This is a genomic window from Neobacillus niacini, assembly GCF_031457145.1.
In the GTDB taxonomy this organism is placed as follows: Bacteria; Bacillota; Bacilli; order Bacillales; family Cytobacillaceae; genus Neobacillus; species Neobacillus niacini_J.
In genome coordinates, this window is record NZ_JAVDVZ010000005.1 from 282,690 (window position 1) to 302,478 (window position 19,789).

Here is a 19,789-nt window from a genome sequence, read left to right on the forward strand (position 1 = left end):
AGGACTTAAAAGTCCGTAGGAGGCAAGGGCATTGGAAAAAAGCCACGCATACAATCATTTTCACACCCAAGTAAAGCCAGCATTAATAAGCAAGTTAGAAGAATTTCGCTTGCTTGGTTATAAGGAAGTATCGGAAAGTGGTCTTTGGGAGTTTTTATTAAAAAAGAAATGGAAAAAGGTTAAAGAGGAAATACGACTTTACGAGATTATCGATGACATCCTTTCGGTAAAGGTCAGTGATTACATAAGCTTTACAACGATAGAGATGTACAAAAATAATGATTTTAATTTAGAAGATGAAAATGAATGGAAAGAGTTGTTGAAATAAACATCGCCGCTGCTCTTTAGAATAAATTGACAGTGTTTCTAAACTATTTCATAATGAAAGCATGATTTTTTTATAGAAGGCTTTTACGTTACGTGCTTTGGTTAAGCCTAAGGAGGAACAATACATAATGGTTAAACGCAGTAGAATCATCGCTTTCCTGCTAGTAGTTTTACTATTAGGAAGTACAATGGGAGTTACCACAACAGGTATTTTAAAAGATATTAAGCTTGGTTTGGACCTTCAAGGCGGCTTTGAGGTTTTGTATGAAGTTACACCTGCCAAAAAAGGTCAGGAAATTAACAAAGAAACATTAGCTAGTACGGCGGAGGCGCTAGATAGACGGATCAACGTTCTTGGGGTTAGTGAGCCAAATATTCAAATTGAGGGTGAAAATCGTATCCGTGTCCAGCTTGCTGGGGTAACTGATCAAAATGAAGCCCGTGAAATATTGTCAACCCAAGCTAACCTGACTTTCCGTGATGCCAATGACCGCGTAATGATGGACGGTACGGATTTAGCGGAGAACGGTGCGAGCCAGACCTTTGATGAAAATGGGGCACCAAGCGTTTCATTGAAATTGAAAAGTGCCGAGAAATTCAAAACAGTTACTGAAGAAATTGTAAAAATGGCACCTAATAACTATCTAGTTATTTGGCTTGATTTTGAAGAAGGAAAAGATTCCTTTAAAACAGAAATAACGAAGGAAAATCCTAAATTTTTATCAGCGCCAACGGTTAGAGAAATTTTCAATCAAAATACCGTTTCAATTGTAGGAAGCTTCACAGCAAAAGAAGCAAAAGAGCTTTCTTCACTTTTAAATGCTGGTGCACTTCCAGTGAAGTTAACCGAAGTCTATTCTACATCCGTTGGAGCAAAATTCGGTGAACAGGCATTAAACCAAACGATACTCGCAGGTATTATTGGGATAGCCATTATTTATTTATTTATGTTAGTTTATTATCGTTTTCCTGGATTCATTGCAACCGTTACATTATCGATCTATATTTATCTCGTTTTATTAATATTTGATTGGATGAATGGCGTTCTAACCCTACCAGGGATTGCCGCCCTTATTTTAGGGGTCGGGATGGCTGTTGACGCCAACATTATCACCTACGAACGTATTAGAGAAGAGATTAAGGTTGGGAAATCAATCAAATCAGCCTTCCAAGCTGGTAGTAAGGGTGCTTTTACCTCCATTCTTGACTCAAACTTAACTACGATTTTAACAGCTGCAGTCCTATTCTATTATGGGACAAGTTCGATAAAAGGATTTGCCACCATGCTATTGGTGAGTATTATGTTAAGTTTTGTTACAGCTGTGTTTGGTTCCCGCCTATTATTAAGTATGTGGGTTTATAGCGGATTTTTGAATAAAAAAGCAGGCTGGTTTGGTGTGAAAAAATCAGCTATTCATGACATTGCTGAAAATTATGATACCATTGATCTTCCAACAAGATGGGATCGGTTTGATTTTGTAAAGGTAAGAAAATTATTTTTCATTACTTCTGGTGTCCTTATTGCCCTTGGTTTAGTGCTAATCCTGGTTTTCCGCCTAAATCTTTCAATCGATTTTTCGAGTGGTACACGGATAGAAGTCTTATCCGACAAACCTTTGACAACGGAACAGGTTAAAGCTGCTTTTGAGAAGCAGAATATTGAAATCGATGATATTACTCTTTCAGGTGCAAACAATGAAGTTGTTTCTGCACGAATGATAGGGGTTTTATCGAAGGATGAAATCGCAGAGTTGAAATCTGCTTTCCATAATGAATTTGGCACTGATCCAAGTGTTAGTACAGTTTCGCCGACTGTGGGTAAAGAACTGGCGAAAAATGGAGTTATCGCCTTAATCCTTGCATCAATCGGAATCATTATCTATGTAACGGTCCGTTTTGAATTTGCCATGGCGGTTGCAGCAATTGCTTCTCTGCTTCACGATGCTTTCTTCATGGTTGCCTTTTTCAGTATTACTCGCCTAGAGGTGGATTTAACCTTTATCGCTGCGGTCCTGACAATAGTAGGTTATTCTATTAATGATACAATTGTTACCTTCGACAGAATGCGAGAAAACTTAACGAAAAGGAAACGACTTAAAACCTTTGAAGAAATAGCGGATGTTGTGAACGTAAGTGTTCGTCAAACGTTAACTCGTTCCGTTAATACCGTTTTTACCGTATTAATTACGGTAGTTGCGATGGTGTTTTTTGGAAGTGAGTCGATCCGAAATTTCAATATCGCATTGCTAGTTGGATTAATTACAGGGGTATACTCATCCATCTTTATTGCTACAAATCTTTGGGTAGTTCTTAAAGCAAGAGAACTGAAGAAGAAAGGTACCATCCAGACAGTTAAGGAAAAGAGAAAATACTCTGATGAGCCACAGGTGTAAGGTAAAGGAAAACCGCAAATCGCGGTTTTCTTTTTATTTGATTGAACAACGAAACATGCTCCTGTATAATAGTAAGGTCTGAGGGGTGAACGCATGTTAAAGTCAAAAACTAGATGGATTGTTCGTGAATCTGATCATCAACTAGTAAAAACTCTCGAAAATGAATTGAAAATAACGCCACTCGTTGCGTCGATGCTTATCAACCGCGGATTAGATACCGTTGATTCTGCACGGTATTTTTTATTTGGAAAAGGGCAATTCCATGACCCATATTTATTAAAAGGCATGGATTTAGCTGTGAACAGAATTCGAGAAGCAATTGAAAATCAAGAGCCTATTTTAATATTTGGAGATTATGATGCGGATGGTGTAAGCAGTACAACCGTGTTAATGGTTACCCTTAAAGAATTGGGTGCCAATGTCCAATTTTATATTCCAAATCGTTTCACAGAAGGATATGGACCAAATGAACAAGCCTTTCGTCGTGCCGCTGAATCAGGAATAAAGTTAATTATTACCGTAGATACAGGTATTTCTGCGGTAAATGAAGCAGCGATAGCAAAAGAACTAGGTCTCGATCTTATTATTACTGATCACCATGAACCAGGACCTGTTTTACCTGAAGCATTCGCTATTATTCATCCAAAGCTGCCTGATAGTATTTACCCATTTCGTGAGCTCGCTGGGGTAGGAGTGGCTTTCAAATTAGCCCATGCCCTATATGGAGAACTTCCAGAGCATTTATTAGAATTTGCAGTTATCGGCACAATTGCAGATTTAGTGTCATTAAAAGATGAAAATCGCCTGATTGCAAAAAAGGGCTTGGAAAAACTAAAAGTTACAAAAAACAAAGGTCTAAAAGCTATTTTTAAAGTAGCTGGTGTGGACCAACAAAGCATTACCGAAGAAACCATAGGCTTTACGCTGGCGCCAAGGATTAATGCTGTTGGCAGATTAGAAGATGCAGATATGGCTGTCGAGCTTTTGCTTACAGATGATCCTATTGAGGCTGAAGGCTTAGCTCAAGAAATGGACGAATTAAACAAAACAAGGCAGTCTATTGTTAATTCGATTACACATGAAGCTATCGAAGAGGTTGAAAAAAATTATCCTATTGATTCGAATTCAGTATTGGTGATTGGTAAAGAAGGCTGGAATGCAGGTGTCGTAGGTATTGTTGCTTCTAGATTAGTGGAGAAATTTTACCGGCCCACGATTGTTCTTAGTTTTGACAAAGAAAAAGGCTTGGCAAAGGGATCTGCTCGCAGCATTGCCGGGTTTGACTTGTTTAAGAATCTATCAACCTGCCGGGATATTCTGCCCCATTTTGGAGGACATCCAATGGCAGCGGGGATGACGCTAAATTTAGAAGATGTTTCAGAGTTTCGGCAACGATTAAATACCCTTGCAAATGAACAATTATCAGCTGATGATTTTGTTCCAATTACTCTACTTGACCATCAAATAAATGTGGAAGAGATAAATTTATCTTCCCTGGATGAATTACATCTCCTTGCCCCATTTGGAATGGACAATCCCAAGCCAAAGGTGTTAATCAGTAATGTCCAAATATCCACAATGAGAAAGATTGGCTCAGAGCAAAATCATTTGAAAGTCATGGTCAACGAAAATGGTGCTAACTTAGATGGGATTGGGTTTGGACTCGGGCAGTTAGTTGACCATATTTCACCAGCCTCAAAAATTTCGGTAATTGGTGAATTAGCCATCAATGAGTGGAATAATATCCGTAAACCACAAATTTTTATCCAGGATGTTGCGGTTGAGTCGTGGCAATTATTTGATTATCGCGGTGTCAAACGGATTCATTCGCTGGTTCATACCATCCCTAAAGAGAAGCGTAAATATGTTGTTTTTAACAAGGAACAGCTTGATAAAATCGATTCTGCACTGGCAAGTGAGGTAATCCTTATACAAGATGAAGCCGAGGCAAAGGAATTTGATTCTAAACAGGCCAATGTTGTTCTTGTTGACCTGCCGCCATCTAAGGACATTCTCTGTCACTTATTTAAAGGGAAACAGCCAGCTCGAATCTATGCGCATTTCTATAAAGAATCAAGTGATTTCTTTAGCACCATCCCCACGAGGGACCATTTTAAATGGTTTTACGCCTTTTTATTAAAAAAGGGTCCCCTAGATTTAGGGCGTCATGGGGATGAAATTGCTAAACACCGTGGCTGGTCGACGGAAACTGTCACCTTTATGTCAAAGGTGTTTTCTGAACTAGAATTTGTTACAATAAACAATGGTTTTATTACATTGAATAAACCATCACAAAAGCGTGACCTAACTGATTCCATCACCTACCAAACGAAACAAGCTCAGTATGCACTTGAAAGAGATTTATTATTTTCATCCTTTCAACAATTAAAGAGCTGGTTTGACCAAGTCATTGAGGAATCAGTTAATATAGAGGAGGCAGTTAAGTAATGGACTTAGAGCAATTTATAGCGATCGTACCGGATTACCCAAAACCAGGAATTTCCTTCAAGGATATTACTCCACTAATGAGCAATGGTGATGCGTATAAGTATGCAACTGACCAAATTGTTGCTTATGCTAAGGATAAGCAAATTGATATAATTGTTGGTCCTGAGGCAAGAGGATTTATTATTGGCTGCCCTGTAGCTTATTCACTAGGTATTGGCTTTGCACCCGTTCGTAAGGATGGAAAGCTGCCACGTGAAACGGCTAAAGTAAGCTATGGACTAGAATATGGCAGCGATGTCCTAACGATTCATAAGGACGCCATTCAGCCGGGACAACGTGTTCTTATTACAGATGATTTATTAGCAACAGGCGGAACGATTGAAGCAACGATCCAATTAGTTGAACAGCTTGGCGGTGTGGTTGCGGGAATTGCTTTTCTGATTGAATTAACCTATCTTGATGGTCGTAAGAAACTTGATGGCTACGACATCATGACATTGATGAATTATTAATAGTGATGAGGGCACTCGTAATTGAGTGCTCTCTTGTTATAAGAAGAGAACGGTTATTGTTAAGTGGAAATTAGTTATATTTCGACACTTTTTTCTTAAAATACTGTAAAATAGTTATCAACCCTTTACATCTGAGTGTTTTTTTTCGATAATAGTAACATTCATTAGTAACTAGTTTAGATAGAGAAACATTTAATGATAAAAAAATGAGACGAAAAAAAAGGTGATTTTATGGCGAACGATCAAGTGCTAACCGCCGAGCAAGTCATCGACAAGACGAGAGCCTATTTAAACGAGGAGCATGTTGAATTAGTAAAAAGAGCGTACGAATTCGCCAAACATTCTCATCGTGAACAATATAGAAAATCGGGAGAACCTTACATTATTCATCCCATTCAGGTTGCTGGAATTTTGGCGGATTTGGAGATGGATCCTGAAACGGTTGCCGCTGGTTTTCTTCATGACGTTGTTGAAGACACCGATGTTACTTTGAAGGACATCGAGACTGAATTTAATGACGAAGTGGCCATGCTTGTTGACGGGGTTACGAAATTAGGAAAAATTAAATATAAATCACACGAGGAGCAACAGGCAGAAAACCACAGGAAAATGTTTGTGGCCATGGCCCAGGATATCCGCGTTATTTTGATTAAACTTGCTGATCGTTTGCATAATATGAGGACGCTTAAGCATCTTCCTGTCGAAAAACAGCGCCGGATATCAAATGAAACCCTTGAAATCTTTGCACCTTTGGCCCATCGTCTTGGTATTTCTAAGATTAAATGGGAGTTGGAAGATACTGCATTAAGATACTTAAATCCACAGCAATATTACCGTATTGTTAACTTAATGAAAAAGAAGCGAGCAGAACGGGAGCAATACTTAGTCGATGTAATGGACGAGGTTCGTGACAGAATGAAAGAAGTGTCCATTAATGCGGAGCTTAATGGGAGACCTAAACATATCTATAGCATTTACCGAAAAATGGTTCAGCAAAATAAACAATTTAGTGAGATTTATGACCTGCTGGCGGTTCGGATTGTCGTGAACAGTATTAAGGATTGCTACGCTGTATTAGGAATTATTCATACATGCTGGAAGCCTATGCCAGGAAGGTTTAAAGACTATATTGCCATGCCAAAGCCCAATATGTATCAATCTCTTCATACAACGGTCATTGGACCTAAGGGTGATCCACTGGAGGTTCAAATTCGAACATCTGAAATGCACCGAATTGCTGAATTCGGTATTGCTGCCCACTGGGCGTATAAAGAAGGGAAAGCACTTAGTGATACAACTTCTTACGAACAAAAATTAACCTGGTTTAGAGAAATTCTTGAATTCCAAAATGACACGGCTGATGCAGAAGAGTTTATGGAATCATTAAAAATCGATTTATTCTCTGATATGGTTTTTGTTTTTACACCAAAGGGTGACGTTATAGAATTACCTTCTGGTTCAGTGCCTATTGATTTTGCTTATCGAATTCACTCGGAAATTGGTAACAAAACGATAGGGGCAAAAGTGAACGGTAAGATGGTAACACTGGATTATCGACTTAAAACAGGTGACATAATCGAAATACTCACATCCAAGCATTCTTACGGACCAAGTCAAGATTGGTTAAAGCTTGCACAAACTTCTCAGGCAAAGAACAAAATACGGGCCTTTTTTAAGAAGCAGCGCCGGGATGAAAATGTAATTAAAGGAAAAGAGCTTGTAGAAAAAGAAATCCGCTCCATGGAATTTGATTTAAAAGAAATCCTAACTGCCGATAATCTGAAGAAGGTAGCCGATAAGTTTAATTTTGCCAATGAAGACGATATGTACGCAGCTGTCGGTTATAATGGTGTAACAGCGCTGCAGGTAGCCAATCGGTTAACGGAGAAATGGCGGAAAAAGCGGGATCAGGAGCAATCTGCTACACTCACGAACGCTATTTCAGATATGAAAGCTTTTCCTTCTACAAAAAAGAGGGAGTCCGGAGTTCGAGTTGCTGGAATCGATAATCTATTAATCCGCCTATCCCGATGCTGCAATCCTGTCCCAGGTGACGAAATTGTCGGGTTTATTACAAAAGGACGCGGTGTTTCGGTCCATCGTGCAGATTGTACCAATATTGACTCCAATGATGCTCAAGCTAGGTTAATTCCTGTTGAGTGGGAATCTTCTTTAAACGATCGGAAAGAGTATAATGTTGATATCGAAATAAGTGGGTATGACCGCCGCGGCATACTGAATGAGGTTCTGCAGGCAGTAAGTGAAACAAAAACTAATATTTCAGCTGTTTCTGGCCGATCTGACCGCAATAAAATGGCGACCATTATTATGTCAATTGCGATTCATAATGTTAGCCATTTGCAGAAAGTGGTTGACCGCATCAAACAGATACCAGATATTTATTCGGTTCGCCGGATTATGAATTAGGGAGTTCGGGTAAAATGCGAGTTGTTGTACAGCGAAGTAAAAATGCAAAGGTAACGGTAAACGGAGAGATAACTGGGCAAATTTCCAAGGGACTTGTCCTCCTTGTTGGCGTCACACATAATGATAAAGACGAGGACGCGGCGTTTTTAGCGGAGAAAATCGTAAATCTACGGATTTTCGAAGATGATGCTGGAAAAATGAATTTATCTTTATTAGAGGTTGGCGGTGAAATCCTTTCTGTCTCTCAATTCACCTTATATGGAGATTGTCGCAAAGGAAGAAGACCTAATTTTATGGACGCAGCAAGACCAGAGCAGGCAAATCAATTATATGAAGTATTCAATAGTTTATTACGTGAAAAAGGTATCAAGGTTGAAACAGGAATCTTTGGAGCCATGATGGATGTTGAATTAATTAATGACGGACCTGTAACCTTAATCGTTGAAAGTAAGGTATAAAAAATGCTTGGCACTTTTAATAGCTGCCAAGCATTTTTTTGTCTAGCTACAGCGCCTAGGGGCTCGGGGTCATAAGCAGATCCGTCAAGAAGGTAAAAATCAACCTTCTCGTCGGATCGACTTATGCCTGTCGCCCCTGGTCAAGGCGCTTCCGCTTTTCTTATTATTCTTTAAAATATCGTGCCAGTCCGTTATATAAACCGGTTGCAACATTTTCTTGAAATTGTCCAGATGTCAGCGTCATTTCTTCCGTGGAATTACTAAGATAGCCCAGCTCCATAAGCACCGCCTGCCTTTGATTTTCACGAACGACATGGTAATCACCCGAGCGGACTCCGCGGCTTTTTAATTTTGTTTGAGCATTGGTTGAATAATAAACAGATTCAGCTAGTTTTTTTTGATAGGAATGATAGTAATAGCCGGTCATTCCCCGGACGCTGCGGTCTAGATTGCTATCATAATGTAAGCTGATAAAGGCGTCAGACTGATGGACACTTGCCATTCTTACCCTTGATGGAAGCGGTAGATACGAATCGTTGCTTCTGGTGAGAAAAACATTTGCTCCTGCTGCTTTTAACTTATCAGATAATAGGTGAGCCGTTCTAAGTGTTAATTCTTTTTCAAGTGTTCCACCTGTACCGGAGGCACCATTATCGATTCCGCCATGACCGGGGTCAATGACAACCGTCTTATATCTTAAATACCCTTCTGCCCCGTGTTTATCAATTCCTGGTCCTGTGCCATTTGTAGTGACAAGCCAGCCTGCAATATAACCAATAGTACCGTTCGACAATGTGATTTCGTACCAATCATTTTCAATGCTTTTTATAGGAAAGGTGTCTCCTTCATTTGCCCGCTCAAGGACATTTGATTGAACGGTAGGGTCCTTTCGAATATTGGTCCCATTATGTAGAATGGTAACTTTGCTATCCTTGGCAAGCTTGCTGGAGCTTTGTTTATCCCTATTGAAATACCAACCTGCTGCCCAGCCTATTTTCCCTGGTTGATATTCGATTTTAACCCAGTTTTTTACTTCATCTAAAATCGTGAATTTTTGTCCTTTTGAAACGGAACCTATTATGTCGGCATTTAAGGAAGAATCGCTGCGAACACTAAGATTACTTGCTGTAACGGTCCCAATCGTTCCAGCATTGTTATTGGATGGATTGGATAGCTGACTTGAAGTATTCATTTGGACAAAATCCGCATTAACCCATGCCTGTTGGCCTGAGTACTTAATCTCCAGCCAATTATTCTTTTTTGAATAAATATTGATAGAAGTCCCTTTTGCTAGTTTCCCAATAACCGTTCCTGTGCTTGAAGGTTCTTTTCTAATATTTAATGTATCTGTAACAACACCTGTACCGGTGGAGTTATTTGTGTTTTCCCCTTTTGATGGGTTACTAGTTGTATTTTTAAAATCTATGTATTCTCGTGCAACCCAGCCTTCACCAAATGCTGCAGATATCTTTAACCAGTTTTCATTATCATCGAGAACACTAACAGCTTGTCCTTTATTTAAGTATCCAATAATTCGGAAGCTTGTCCCAGGACCAGAACGCACTCTTAATTGATCGGTATTGGCTTGGGCAGTCGTTTTATTATTGGAGCTAGTTGTCGTTGTTCCATTAGATGATTTTGAAACTACCCAGTTTGCCACCCAGCCTGTTTTCGAACCTGAAAGCTGAATTTGAATCCAATCGCCTTTTTCTTTAATAATGGTAAACTTTTCACCCTTTTTTACTTGTTTCACCAGCTGATAGCTTAAGCTTGGTCCATTTCGAACATTAACAGTATCCTCAGCAATAGTAACAGAACCGTTTGCAGCGTCTGTATCTTGAGGAAGGAATACCGCCAAAAAAATGGTGAAACATATTAAAAGAAGGTTAAATCTCTTTATCATCGACTCTCCCCCTTCACAATATCTTTCATTTTATCGTAAAAGGGGAGGGAAATCATTCCTTTATTGTGAAAAAAACGGTTATTTTGTTTCTCCATGTAAGTTTTTTAAATGGATGGAAATAATAAAGCAATAGAGGAAAGGTGATGGGGTGATGGGTGTTGAGATCGAGCGATAAAGGAAATAGTATCCAATCAATGGATAGCCGGCTTTTTGGTGTAGATTTTCATGATTTTATTCAAAGTGAACAGCATAATACTACGTTTGAGCTTGCCTCCGAATTTGGACTAACAATCGGCGATGTTAGAAAGCTGAAAAAACATTTGGAAAGATCTTAAATCCTGCTTGACATTGGATTCAATGCTCCGTAATATTATATAAATAAAATACATGACAATAACCAATGATGGAGCATAGTAATTAAGGTAAATTATGAAAAGAGAAGAAATGCCCTAGGCTGAAAGCATTTCTGCATGATTCTTAATGAATGAACACTCCGTAGGCTTCTCTCTGAAAAAGGAAACTCTTAACAAAGTTGACTCAGTAGGAGAAGAACGTGTGCAGGCGTTAACTGTAAAAGAGGTTGGCATGAATTTGCCTTCAACTAGGGTGGCACCGCGGGAAATATAACTCCCGTCCCTTGTATTTATACAAGGGACGGGAGTTTTTTGTTTTTTATAGAATTTTTCACATAAAAAAAGTAAGGGTAAGGAGGAAATGTGCTATGTCAATTAGTATTCCAAGAGGCACGCAGGACATTCTGCCAGGAGAGGTAGAAAAATGGCAGCTGATTGAAGCAAAAGCTAGAGAGCTTTGCGAGAAATATCAATATCAAGAAATCCGGACTCCAATCTTTGAACATACCGATCTCTTCGCGCGGGGTGTTGGAGATACGACAGACATCGTTCAGAAGGAAATGTACACCTTTGAAGATCGCGGCGGCCGCAGTCTTACGCTTAGACCAGAAGGAACAGCTGCTGTGGTACGGTCATTTGTAGAGAAAAAAATGTTTGGGTATCCCAATCAGCCTGTTAAGCTTTATTACATGGGACCGATGTTCCGATATGAACGTCCGCAAGCAGGGCGCTTTCGCCAGTTCGTTCAATTTGGCATAGAAGCTTTAGGCAGTAATGACCCGGCAATTGATGCAGAAGTCATTTCGCTCGCGATGAATTTATACAAGGAAATGGGCTTGAAAAAACTAAAGCTCGTCATCAATAGTCTTGGAGACAAGGAGAGCAGAACTGCTCACCGCAATGCATTAGTGAATCACTTTCAACCGAGAATCGGAGAGTTTTGTCATGATTGTCAAAACCGTCTAGAGAAAAATCCATTGAGAATACTCGATTGCAAGCAAGATCACAATCATGAATTAATGAAAACTGCACCATCGATTATTGATTATCTAAATGATGATTCAAAGGCGTATTTTGAAAAATTACAGCAGTATTTAACACAATTAGATATTGCATTTGTAGTCGATCCGAACCTTGTTCGCGGTTTAGATTACTACAATCACACTGCATTTGAAATTATGAGTGACGCAGAGGGCTTTGGAGCGATTACCACTCTTTGCGGCGGCGGCAGGTATAACGGTTTAGCCGAAGAAATGGGCGGCCCAGAAACACCGGGAATTGGTTTTGCCATGAGTATAGAACGTTTTATTGCAGCGCTTAACGCTGAAGGGATTGAGCTAGAGGTCAATCAAGGCATTGACTGTTATATTGCTTCCCTTGGTGAACAAGCAAAGGACTATACAGTAGGGCTCCTGCAAAAGCTTAGGCTTGCTGGGGTTTCGGCAGAGAGAGATTATTTAAACCGAAAAATTAAAGCGCAATTTAAAGCAGCTGACCGTCTAAATGCAAAATATGTGGCCGTTTTAGGTGACGAAGAACTGACGAATAATAAAATTAATCTAAAGAATATGGCTACAGGTGAACAAGAAGAAATTGACTTAACACGATTTGTAGAATATTTTCAAGAATTAAAGGGATAAGAGGAGAGGATCTTCATGTACGGGAGAACGTATTTTTGTGGCGATGTACCAGAGTCAGCCATTGGTGAAAAAATAACGCTTAAAGGCTGGGTTGCTAAGCGCCGAGACTTAGGTGGATTAATCTTTATCGATTTACGCGACCGTTCAGGTCTTGTCCAGGTGGTTTTCAATCCGGATGTATCAAAAGAAGCACTTGAAATCGCCGAGAAGATCCGGAATGAATATGTACTAGATATACAAGGTACGGTTATTGCCCGTGAAGAGGGAACGATTAACCCCAATTTGAAAACCGGGAAAATTGAGGTTCAAGCTGATAGCGTAACGATTATTAACGAAGCGAAAACTCCTCCATTTACCATCTCAGATAAAACGGATGCTTCGGAAGATATTCGCCTAAAATATCGTTATTTAGACTTCCGTCGCCCAGTTATTTTTGAAACATTAAAAATGCGTCATCAAGTAACTAAGCAAATCAGGGATTTCCTTGATTCTGAAGGATTTTTAGATATTGAAACACCAATCTTAACAAAAAGCACACCTGAAGGAGCGCGCGATTATCTCGTACCAAGCCGTGTACATCCTGGTGAATTCTATGCTCTTCCGCAATCACCACAGTTATTTAAGCAGCTATTAATGGTTGGTGGTATAGAGCGTTATTATCAAATCGCTCGCTGTTTCCGTGATGAAGATTTACGGGCAGACCGGCAGCCAGAATTTACTCAAATTGATATTGAAACCAGTTTCCTTGGCCAGGAGGACATCTTGGGTTTAATGGAAAAAATGATGACTGGGTTGATGAAGGAAGTTAAAGGGCTTGACATTCCTGCTCCGTTTCCACGTATGACCTATGATGAGGCTATGAGCCGATTTGGTTCTGATAAACCAGATACTCGCTTTGGACTTGAGCTCGTGGATCTTTCCGAGGTTGTTAAGGAATCAGGATTTAAAGTATTTGCGGCTGCAGTTGCGAATGGCGGTCAAGTAAAGGCGATTAATGTTACAGGCGGTGCAGAAAAGTATTCCCGTAAGGATATTGACGCTCTAACTGAATTTGTATCCGTTTATGGTGCTAAAGGCCTTGCTTGGCTTAAGGTAGATGGGGAAGGTTTAAAAGGTCCGATTGCTAAGTTCTTTGCTGATGAGGATTCTAAAGCGCTAAGAACGGTTTTAAATGCAAATGAGGGTGACTTGCTTCTATTCGTTGCTGACAAGAAAAATGTAGTTGCCGATGCCTTGGGTGCACTGCGTTCTAAACTTGGAAAAGAATTAGGTTTAATCGATCAAAGCAAGTTCAATTTCTTATGGATTACCGATTGGCCATTGCTTGAATATGGAGAAGAAGAAGGTCGTTATTATGCTGCCCATCATCCGTTTACGATGCCAGTAAGAGAGGACCTGCCATATTTAGATACAGATCCAGCTAAAGTCCGGGCACAGGCCTATGACCTTGTATTGAATGGCTATGAGCTTGGAGGCGGTAGTTTAAGAATTTTTGAACGATCTGTCCAAGAAAAAATGTTTAGCGTTCTTGGATTTACACCTGAAGAAGCGCAGGAACAATTTGGGTTCTTATTAAATGCTTTCGAATATGGTACCCCGCCACATGGTGGAATTGCTCTTGGCTTAGACCGTTTGGTTATGCTGCTTGCTGGCAGTACTAACCTTCGTGATACCATTGCCTTTCCAAAAACGGCAAGTGCAAGCGACTTATTAACAGACGCACCAGGTGGAGTTTCTGAAGCCCAATTAGAAGAACTTCATTTGTCACTAAATGTTAATATAAAAACGAATAAAACGCTTTCATAAAACCTTGAACGGTTTTTCGTTATATGATATTATAAAGTCAATCAAATAAGTGTCCTGAAATGTTCGTTGTATTACCTAACTTTTGACCAACATTATTTCTTCGGGAGTCTGCAGTTTTCAAACCGCGTAAAAGCCTCAACCTATACGGTTAAAGGGACTTACAAAAACTTGGAACAAGACACCCACCTGCGAAAATAGCGGGATCAAAAGAAGGAACTAAGCGCGACGGCACCATTGGGACCCTTATAAAAATAGTCTCCTGCATAGCAGGGGGCTATTTTTATGTTTGTTTTGGAAACAACTGATTGTGACCGAATAAGAAGAGTTAGCAAGATTTGGGGAAGAATCATGGCTTGATTGTGACTGAAATAAGTGGAATAACAAAATTAAGGGAAGAATTATGGAAGGATTGTGCCCGTAAAAATGAAGTTCACAAGATTAGGGTAACAATACCTCCTCTTTCTTTGCCCTTTGGCGTTTTATGAATCCCTATAGAAATACTTGAATTTACATGGGAGTATGGTATATTTTTTTAGGGTAAAAGATATTAATAAGTCGAATTTAATTTTTGGAGGATTCACATGCTGCATCAATTTTCTCGTAATGAACTTGCATTTGGCAAAGAAGGCCTAGATATAATGAAAAACAGTACTGTTGCAATATTAGGCATTGGAGGTGTCGGAACATTTGCAGCTGAAGCTCTCGCCCGCTCTGGTATAGGTCGTTTGATATTAGTTGATAAAGATGTTGTGGATATCACCAATGTTAACCGCCAGCTAATTGCGCTGCTTTCAACTATCGGCCAGCCTAAAGCAGATCTGATGAAAGAGCGGATTAAAGATATAAATCCTGATTGTGAAGTCATTGCTTTAAAAATGTTTTATACAGAAGAGACATATGAAGAATTTTTTAAATATGGCGTGGATTTTGTTGTTGACGCTTCCGATACGATTATTTATAAAATTCACCTGATGAAAGAATGCTTAAATAGAAATATTCCAATCATCTCCAGCATGGGCGCAGCCAACAAAATGGACCCAACTCGCTTCAAAATCGTTGATATTTCGAAAACGCATACCGATCCAATCGCTAAGATAATCCGTGGAAAGCTTCGCAAGGAAAGAATTCATAAGGGTATTCCAGTGGTTTTCTCGGATGAGAGCCCAATCGTCATTCGTGAGGATGTAAAGAAAGAGGTTGGAAATGAGAACGCGCCGACTCGTAAGGGGCAAATGCCCCCAGCCTCAAATGCCTTCGTCCCATCTGCCTGCGGATTAATCATGGCAAGCTATGTTGTCCGCGAATTACTCTCGGATATCAAAATCACCCGCGTAGCGGATGAAAAATAGTAGTAACCCCGAACTAAAATGTTCGGGGTTCATTTTTATTATAAATTGGTAATTTTTCTCTAGAATAAGGTAAACTTGATGGAGAAAGAGGGGGAAATTTCTTGGAATCTATCGTAGTTATTAAGGATGTCACGAAAGTAATAAAAGGCAGAACGATTATAGATAATATCAGTTTTGATGTTAATAAAGGTGAGGTTTTTGGATTTCTTGGTCCAAATGGAGCTGGTAAAACGACTACCATTCGGATGATTGTTGGCTTAATCGATATTACATCAGGAGATATTACAATCGGAGGGTCAAGCATCAAAACCAAGTTCGAAGATGCCGTTAGACATGTTGGAGCGATTGTTGAAAACCCGGAAATGTACAAATTTCTAAGTGGATATCAAAACCTTATCCACTATGCTCGAATGGTAAAAGGGATAACGAAGGATAAAATTGATGAGACGGTTAAGCTAGTGGGATTATCAGACCGGATTCACGATAAGGTGAAAACGTACTCTCTTGGGATGCGGCAACGGTTAGGCTTGGCTCAATGTCTTTTACATGATCCTAAAGTGTTAATATTGGATGAACCAACCAATGGATTGGATCCTGCAGGGATAAGAGAAATCCGTGATTATATCCGTCTCCTAGCCCGGGAAAAAGGGATGGCAGTCATTGTCTCAAGCCATATCCTCTCAGAGATGGAAATGATGTGTGATCGAATTGGAATTATACAAAATGGCCGACTCATTGATGTTCAAATGGTGCAAGAATTTGTGCATGGGAATACGGCAAGCTTTGAGTTTGAGATCATTCCTAGTGAAAAGGCGATGACCCTTTTGAAAACCCAATTTTCCACTATACCTGCCACCAATTCACGAAATGGTATTACACTGGAGCTTCCAAAAGAAGATGTACCAGCAATGGTAAAGAAGTTCGTTGAAGAGGATATTCAGGTATATGGAATAAAAGAAGTTTCCAAAACTCTAGAGGATCGCTTCCTTGAAGTGACATCAGATAAGGAGACGGTTGACCATGATTAATTTAATTCGAAATGAATTAATGAAAATTTTCAGAAGACCTGGTACATATGTGATGATTGCTATTTTATTAGTAATTGTCTCGGTTACGGGTGTTTTTATGAAGTATAACCTGGTTGAAGAGGAACCAAATGTAACCGAGGATTGGAAACCGGTTCTTCAACAGGAAAATGAAGCGTTGAAAAAGCAGTTAGAGTCAAGTCAATTTAAGACAGAACAAGACTATTATAAAAAACAGATTGAGATAAATGAATATAGAATTGAGCATGATATTCCATTTAGGGAAAAGTATCATTTGTGGTCATTTGTCAAAGACAATTCAGAGCTAATTTTATTAGCTGGATTATTTACAATTGTTATATCTGCTGGAATTGTTGCAAGTGAATTTTCATGGGGTACAATCAAACTGCTTCTTATCCGTCCGATTAATCGAAGTAAGATCTTGTTATCCAAGTATTTAACCGTATTACTATTTGCTTTGTTTATGGTGGGCATACTATTTGTTTTTTCAGCACTGCTTGGCGCTATCTTGTTTGGTATGCCAGAGCAAGCAGTACCATATTTAAATTACTTTAATGGAAAAATAACAGAGCAGCATATTATCGTCCACCTAATCATTTATTATGGCTTAGGTTCAATTGAAATGATGATGCTCACAACCATGGCTTTTATGATTTCTTCTGTTTTTAGAAATAGCTCACTGGCTATCGGTTTATCCTTATTCTTAATGTTTACCGGCAGTCAATTCACCGCCCTGATATCGATGAAGTTTGATTGGGCCAAATATATTTTATTTGCTAATACGAATTTAATGCAATATCTCGAGGGGACCCCGCTTCTAGAGGGGATGACGATGTCTTTTTCTATAATCATGTTACTGATATACTTCGTGATTTTTCAACTTTTGGCTTTTTATGTTTTTAATAAGCGGGATATTGCTGCATAAGAAAAAAATAAGCGGAGATTTTCCGGTTAAATGCAGAATGGTGCGCTTTTTGGGGTAAATAAGCGGAGGGTTTCCGGTTATGCAAAGCAAAATCTCTCATTTTTGAATTTTTCGAGTAAATAGGCGGAATCTCTCCGCCTATTTAAGCCTTTTTCAATGAAAATTACTCATTAAGCGGAATTCTTCCGTCTATTCTGGGCTCGGGTGCTTAACCTGAACCCCCACCCAATAAGTGAGTACCCGCTAGATGCGGGAATCAGCAGCTTTTTATCGACCAGCTTATAGAAATCAAAAACGGCACTGCAAAATAACCTCTGGGATCCTCCTAGAGGTTATTTTTTTCGTAGAAGTTTTTCATAAACGCTTGCAAGAGCCTGTTCAAATTTACCGGTTTTCTTAGGCTGGTAGTATTGTTTGTTTTTTAATTTATTTGGCAGATATTGCTGCGGTACCCAACCGGATTCATAATCGTGTGGATATAAATAGCCGATTCCTCTGCCAAGCTCTTTCGCACCTTTATAATGAGCATCGCGTAAATGATCTGGCACCTCACCAATGATTCCCTTTTGGATATCTGCAATGGCTTCACCTATGGCAATAACGGCCGAATTGGATTTTGGTGACAAACAGAGCTCAATTACGGCGTTTGCCAGCGGAATCCTTGCTTCGGGAAAACCAATTCTTTCTGAGGTTTCAATGGCGGCTAAGGTCCGTGCACCTGCCTGCGGACTGGCAAGACCAATATCCTCGTAGGCGATTACCAGTAACCGTCTGCTAATACTTTGAAGATCACCAGCCTCAATTAATCTTCCTAGATAATGGAGAGCCGCATTCACATCACTTCCGCGAATCGATTTTTGAAAGGCAGAAAGTACATCATAATGCCCATCACCGTCTTTATCCGAACCATAGCTTTTTTTCTGCATACATTCTTCTGCCGTTTTTAAATCGATTATAATGTTTTCCTCAACATCCTTATCGGTTGAAAGAACAGCAAGTTCAAGTGCATTTAATGAGCTGCGAACATCCCCATTTGAAGCAGTTGCAACATGGGTTAACGCCTCTTCAGAAACATCAATCTTCAATTTTCCGAAACCACGTTCTTCATCTTCAATGGCGCGGATTAACGCTAGTTTTATTTCTTCCGGAGTTAACGGCTTCAGTTCGAAGATTTGACATCTGCTGCGAATAGCAGGATTAATCGCATGATACGGGTTACTTGTTGTGGCTCCAATTAACGTGATCATTCCATTTTCTAAAAAAGGTAATAAGAAGTCCTGTTTTCCTTTATCCAATCGATGGACCTCATCTAAAAGCAATATCACCTTACCAGACATTTTTGCCTCTGCTGCGACGATTTCCATATCTTTCTTATTGCTAGTGACAGCGTTAAGGGTACGAAAGGCATATTTCGTACTTCCGGCAATCGCACTCGCAATCGAGGTTTTACCTATTCCAGGCGGTCCATATAAAATCATCGATGTCAGCTGTTTAGCTTTCACCATTCGGGCAATAATCTTATCATCGGCCACTAGGTGCTGCTGTCCAACGACTTCTTCAATTGTTCTAGGGCGCATTCGAAATGCTAGTGGCTTTTGCTGCATCATTCATCTCTCCAACCAAATATTAACTTATAGTTTAACTCTACCATTTTCTCGTGAAAAAGCATATTAAAGAACAATATGATATAATAGCTAATGCCTATCAAATTACTGAGAATTTACTAATAATATAAATAAAAAATAGAGGTGCAAAAAATGAGAATTTCAACTAAAGGCCGCTATGGATTAACGATTATGATTGAACTAGCTAAAAATCAAGGAGAGGGCCCAACGTCCTTAAAGTCGATTGCACAAGCAAACGATTTATCTGAGCATTATCTGGAACAATTGATTGCTCCCTTAAGAAACGCAGGCTTAGTTAAAAGTATCAGAGGTGCATATGGTGGATATATACTAGCAGATTCACCTTCGAAAATTACTGCCGGCGATGTCATTCGGGTACTAGAAGGACCTATTACGCTAGTAGAAGGAATTGAGGATGAGGCACAAGCACAGCGGGAGCTTTGGATTCGTATTCGTGACGCAATTAAGTCCGTCCTTGATAATACTACCCTTGACGATCTTGCGAGTCATAGCGACGATTCGGAAGTTGACGGTTATATGTTTTACATTTAAGGCTGTTTTCGTAATGATTGTTGTT

The 19,789-nt window shown here is 39.6% G+C and carries 15 protein-coding genes, 1 other RNA gene and 1 other annotated feature; of the genes, 14 read left to right on the forward strand and 2 right to left on the reverse strand.

The window, feature by feature from the left end; all coding sequences use genetic code 11:
* The first annotated feature begins 31 nt into the window (after positions 1-31).
* From J2Y03_RS14910 to dtd, 6 genes are all read left to right on the forward strand, one after another.
* On the forward strand, positions 32-328 hold the full coding sequence (locus J2Y03_RS14910) for a post-transcriptional regulator (protein WP_132088719.1): 297 nt from the start codon (positions 32-34) through the stop codon (positions 326-328).
* A gap of 127 nt (positions 329-455) precedes the next feature.
* Complete coding sequence (secDF, locus tag J2Y03_RS14915; protein WP_310195407.1) at positions 456-2,720, forward strand: protein translocase subunit SecDF; 2,265 nt, start codon at positions 456-458, stop codon at positions 2,718-2,720.
* A 93-nt stretch (positions 2,721-2,813) separates the two neighbouring features.
* On the forward strand, positions 2,814-5,168 hold the full coding sequence (gene recJ / locus J2Y03_RS14920; protein ID WP_310195409.1) for a single-stranded-DNA-specific exonuclease RecJ: 2,355 nt from the start codon (positions 2,814-2,816) through the stop codon (positions 5,166-5,168).
* On the forward strand, positions 5,168-5,680 hold the full coding sequence (locus J2Y03_RS14925) for an adenine phosphoribosyltransferase (RefSeq protein ID WP_132088710.1): 513 nt from the start codon (positions 5,168-5,170) through the stop codon (positions 5,678-5,680). Before recJ ends, J2Y03_RS14925 begins: the two co-directional genes overlap by 1 nt.
* Before the next feature lie 231 nt (positions 5,681-5,911).
* Entirely contained in the window at positions 5,912-8,107 is a 2,196-nt protein-coding gene (locus J2Y03_RS14930) for a RelA/SpoT family protein (protein WP_132088707.1), read from the forward strand.
* 14 nt (positions 8,108-8,121) lie between these two features.
* Positions 8,122-8,565, forward strand: coding sequence for a D-aminoacyl-tRNA deacylase (gene dtd / locus J2Y03_RS14935; RefSeq protein WP_310195411.1), 444 nt, complete (start codon positions 8,122-8,124; stop codon positions 8,563-8,565).
* Between the two features lie 163 nt (positions 8,566-8,728).
* Here dtd and J2Y03_RS14940 read toward each other — a convergent pair whose 3' ends face one another.
* Entirely contained in the window at positions 8,729-10,468 is a 1,740-nt protein-coding gene (locus J2Y03_RS14940) for an SH3 domain-containing protein (RefSeq protein WP_310195412.1), read from the reverse strand.
* 158 nt (positions 10,469-10,626) lie between these two features.
* Here J2Y03_RS14940 and J2Y03_RS14945 point away from each other — a divergent pair, with 158 nt between their 5' ends.
* The 7 genes from J2Y03_RS14945 to J2Y03_RS14975 all read left to right on the forward strand — a co-directional run bounded on the left by J2Y03_RS14945 (position 10,627) and on the right by J2Y03_RS14975 (position 17,587).
* Positions 10,627-10,803 carry a hypothetical protein gene (locus J2Y03_RS14945; RefSeq protein WP_165903056.1) on the forward strand — a complete coding sequence of 59 codons (177 nt, stop codon included), beginning with the start codon at positions 10,627-10,629 and terminating at the stop codon, positions 10,801-10,803.
* 56 nt (positions 10,804-10,859) lie between these two features.
* Positions 10,860-11,109 (forward strand) — a binding site (T-box leader).
* Positions 11,110-11,189: 80 nt separating this feature from the next.
* Positions 11,190-12,461 carry a histidine--tRNA ligase gene (gene hisS, locus J2Y03_RS14950; RefSeq protein ID WP_132088698.1) on the forward strand — a complete coding sequence of 424 codons (1,272 nt, stop codon included), beginning with the start codon at positions 11,190-11,192 and terminating at the stop codon, positions 12,459-12,461.
* Positions 12,462-12,476: 15 nt separating this feature from the next.
* A complete protein-coding gene (aspS, locus tag J2Y03_RS14955) occupies positions 12,477-14,267 on the forward strand; it encodes an aspartate--tRNA ligase (protein WP_310195414.1) in 1,791 nt (596 codons plus the stop codon).
* Positions 14,268-14,315: 48 nt separating this feature from the next.
* Positions 14,316-14,512: non-coding RNA, 6S RNA (gene ssrS, locus J2Y03_RS14960), on the forward strand.
* A 336-nt stretch (positions 14,513-14,848) separates the two neighbouring features.
* The gene (locus J2Y03_RS14965) at positions 14,849-15,616 is read left to right on the forward strand and encodes a tRNA threonylcarbamoyladenosine dehydratase (RefSeq protein ID WP_310195416.1); all 768 of its coding nucleotides are present in this window, start codon (positions 14,849-14,851) and stop codon (positions 15,614-15,616) included.
* A gap of 101 nt (positions 15,617-15,717) precedes the next feature.
* A complete protein-coding gene (locus J2Y03_RS14970) occupies positions 15,718-16,644 on the forward strand; it encodes an ABC transporter ATP-binding protein (protein WP_310195417.1) in 927 nt (308 codons plus the stop codon).
* Positions 16,637-17,587, forward strand: coding sequence for an ABC transporter permease (locus J2Y03_RS14975; RefSeq protein WP_310195419.1), 951 nt, complete (start codon positions 16,637-16,639; stop codon positions 17,585-17,587). The genes J2Y03_RS14970 and J2Y03_RS14975 overlap by 8 nt, the downstream gene beginning before the upstream one ends.
* 332 nt (positions 17,588-17,919) lie before the next feature.
* Here J2Y03_RS14975 and J2Y03_RS14980 read toward each other — a convergent pair whose 3' ends face one another.
* A complete protein-coding gene (locus J2Y03_RS14980) occupies positions 17,920-19,191 on the reverse strand; it encodes a replication-associated recombination protein A (RefSeq protein ID WP_310195421.1) in 1,272 nt (423 codons plus the stop codon).
* Positions 19,192-19,344: 153 nt separating this feature from the next.
* Here J2Y03_RS14980 and cymR point away from each other — a divergent pair, with 153 nt between their 5' ends.
* Positions 19,345-19,764 carry a cysteine metabolism transcriptional regulator CymR gene (cymR, locus tag J2Y03_RS14985; RefSeq protein WP_132088681.1) on the forward strand — a complete coding sequence of 140 codons (420 nt, stop codon included), beginning with the start codon at positions 19,345-19,347 and terminating at the stop codon, positions 19,762-19,764.
* Positions 19,765-19,789 lie beyond the last annotated feature (25 nt).

Bases quoted from the DNA above. Each gene is read 5' to 3' on its own strand.
- J2Y03_RS14980 (WP_310195421.1), bottom strand. From the start codon at position 19,191: ATGCAGCAAAAGCCACTAGCATTTCGAATGCGCCCTAGAACAATTGAA.
- J2Y03_RS14930 (WP_132088707.1), top strand. From the start codon at position 5,912: ATGGCGAACGATCAAGTGCTAACCGCCGAGCAAGTCATCGACAAGACG.
- secDF (WP_310195407.1), top strand. From the start codon at position 456: ATGGTTAAACGCAGTAGAATCATCGCTTTCCTGCTAGTAGTTTTACTA.
- J2Y03_RS14925 (WP_132088710.1), top strand. From the start codon at position 5,168: ATGGACTTAGAGCAATTTATAGCGATCGTACCGGATTACCCAAAACCA.
- J2Y03_RS14940 (WP_310195412.1), bottom strand. From the start codon at position 10,468: ATGATAAAGAGATTTAACCTTCTTTTAATATGTTTCACCATTTTTTTG.
- cymR (WP_132088681.1), top strand. From the start codon at position 19,345: ATGAGAATTTCAACTAAAGGCCGCTATGGATTAACGATTATGATTGAA.
- J2Y03_RS14975 (WP_310195419.1), top strand. From the start codon at position 16,637: ATGATTAATTTAATTCGAAATGAATTAATGAAAATTTTCAGAAGACCT.
- aspS (WP_310195414.1), top strand. From the start codon at position 12,477: ATGTACGGGAGAACGTATTTTTGTGGCGATGTACCAGAGTCAGCCATT.
- J2Y03_RS14965 (WP_310195416.1), top strand. From the start codon at position 14,849: ATGCTGCATCAATTTTCTCGTAATGAACTTGCATTTGGCAAAGAAGGC.
- hisS (WP_132088698.1), top strand. From the start codon at position 11,190: ATGTCAATTAGTATTCCAAGAGGCACGCAGGACATTCTGCCAGGAGAG.
- dtd (WP_310195411.1), top strand. From the start codon at position 8,122: ATGCGAGTTGTTGTACAGCGAAGTAAAAATGCAAAGGTAACGGTAAAC.
- recJ (WP_310195409.1), top strand. From the start codon at position 2,814: ATGTTAAAGTCAAAAACTAGATGGATTGTTCGTGAATCTGATCATCAA.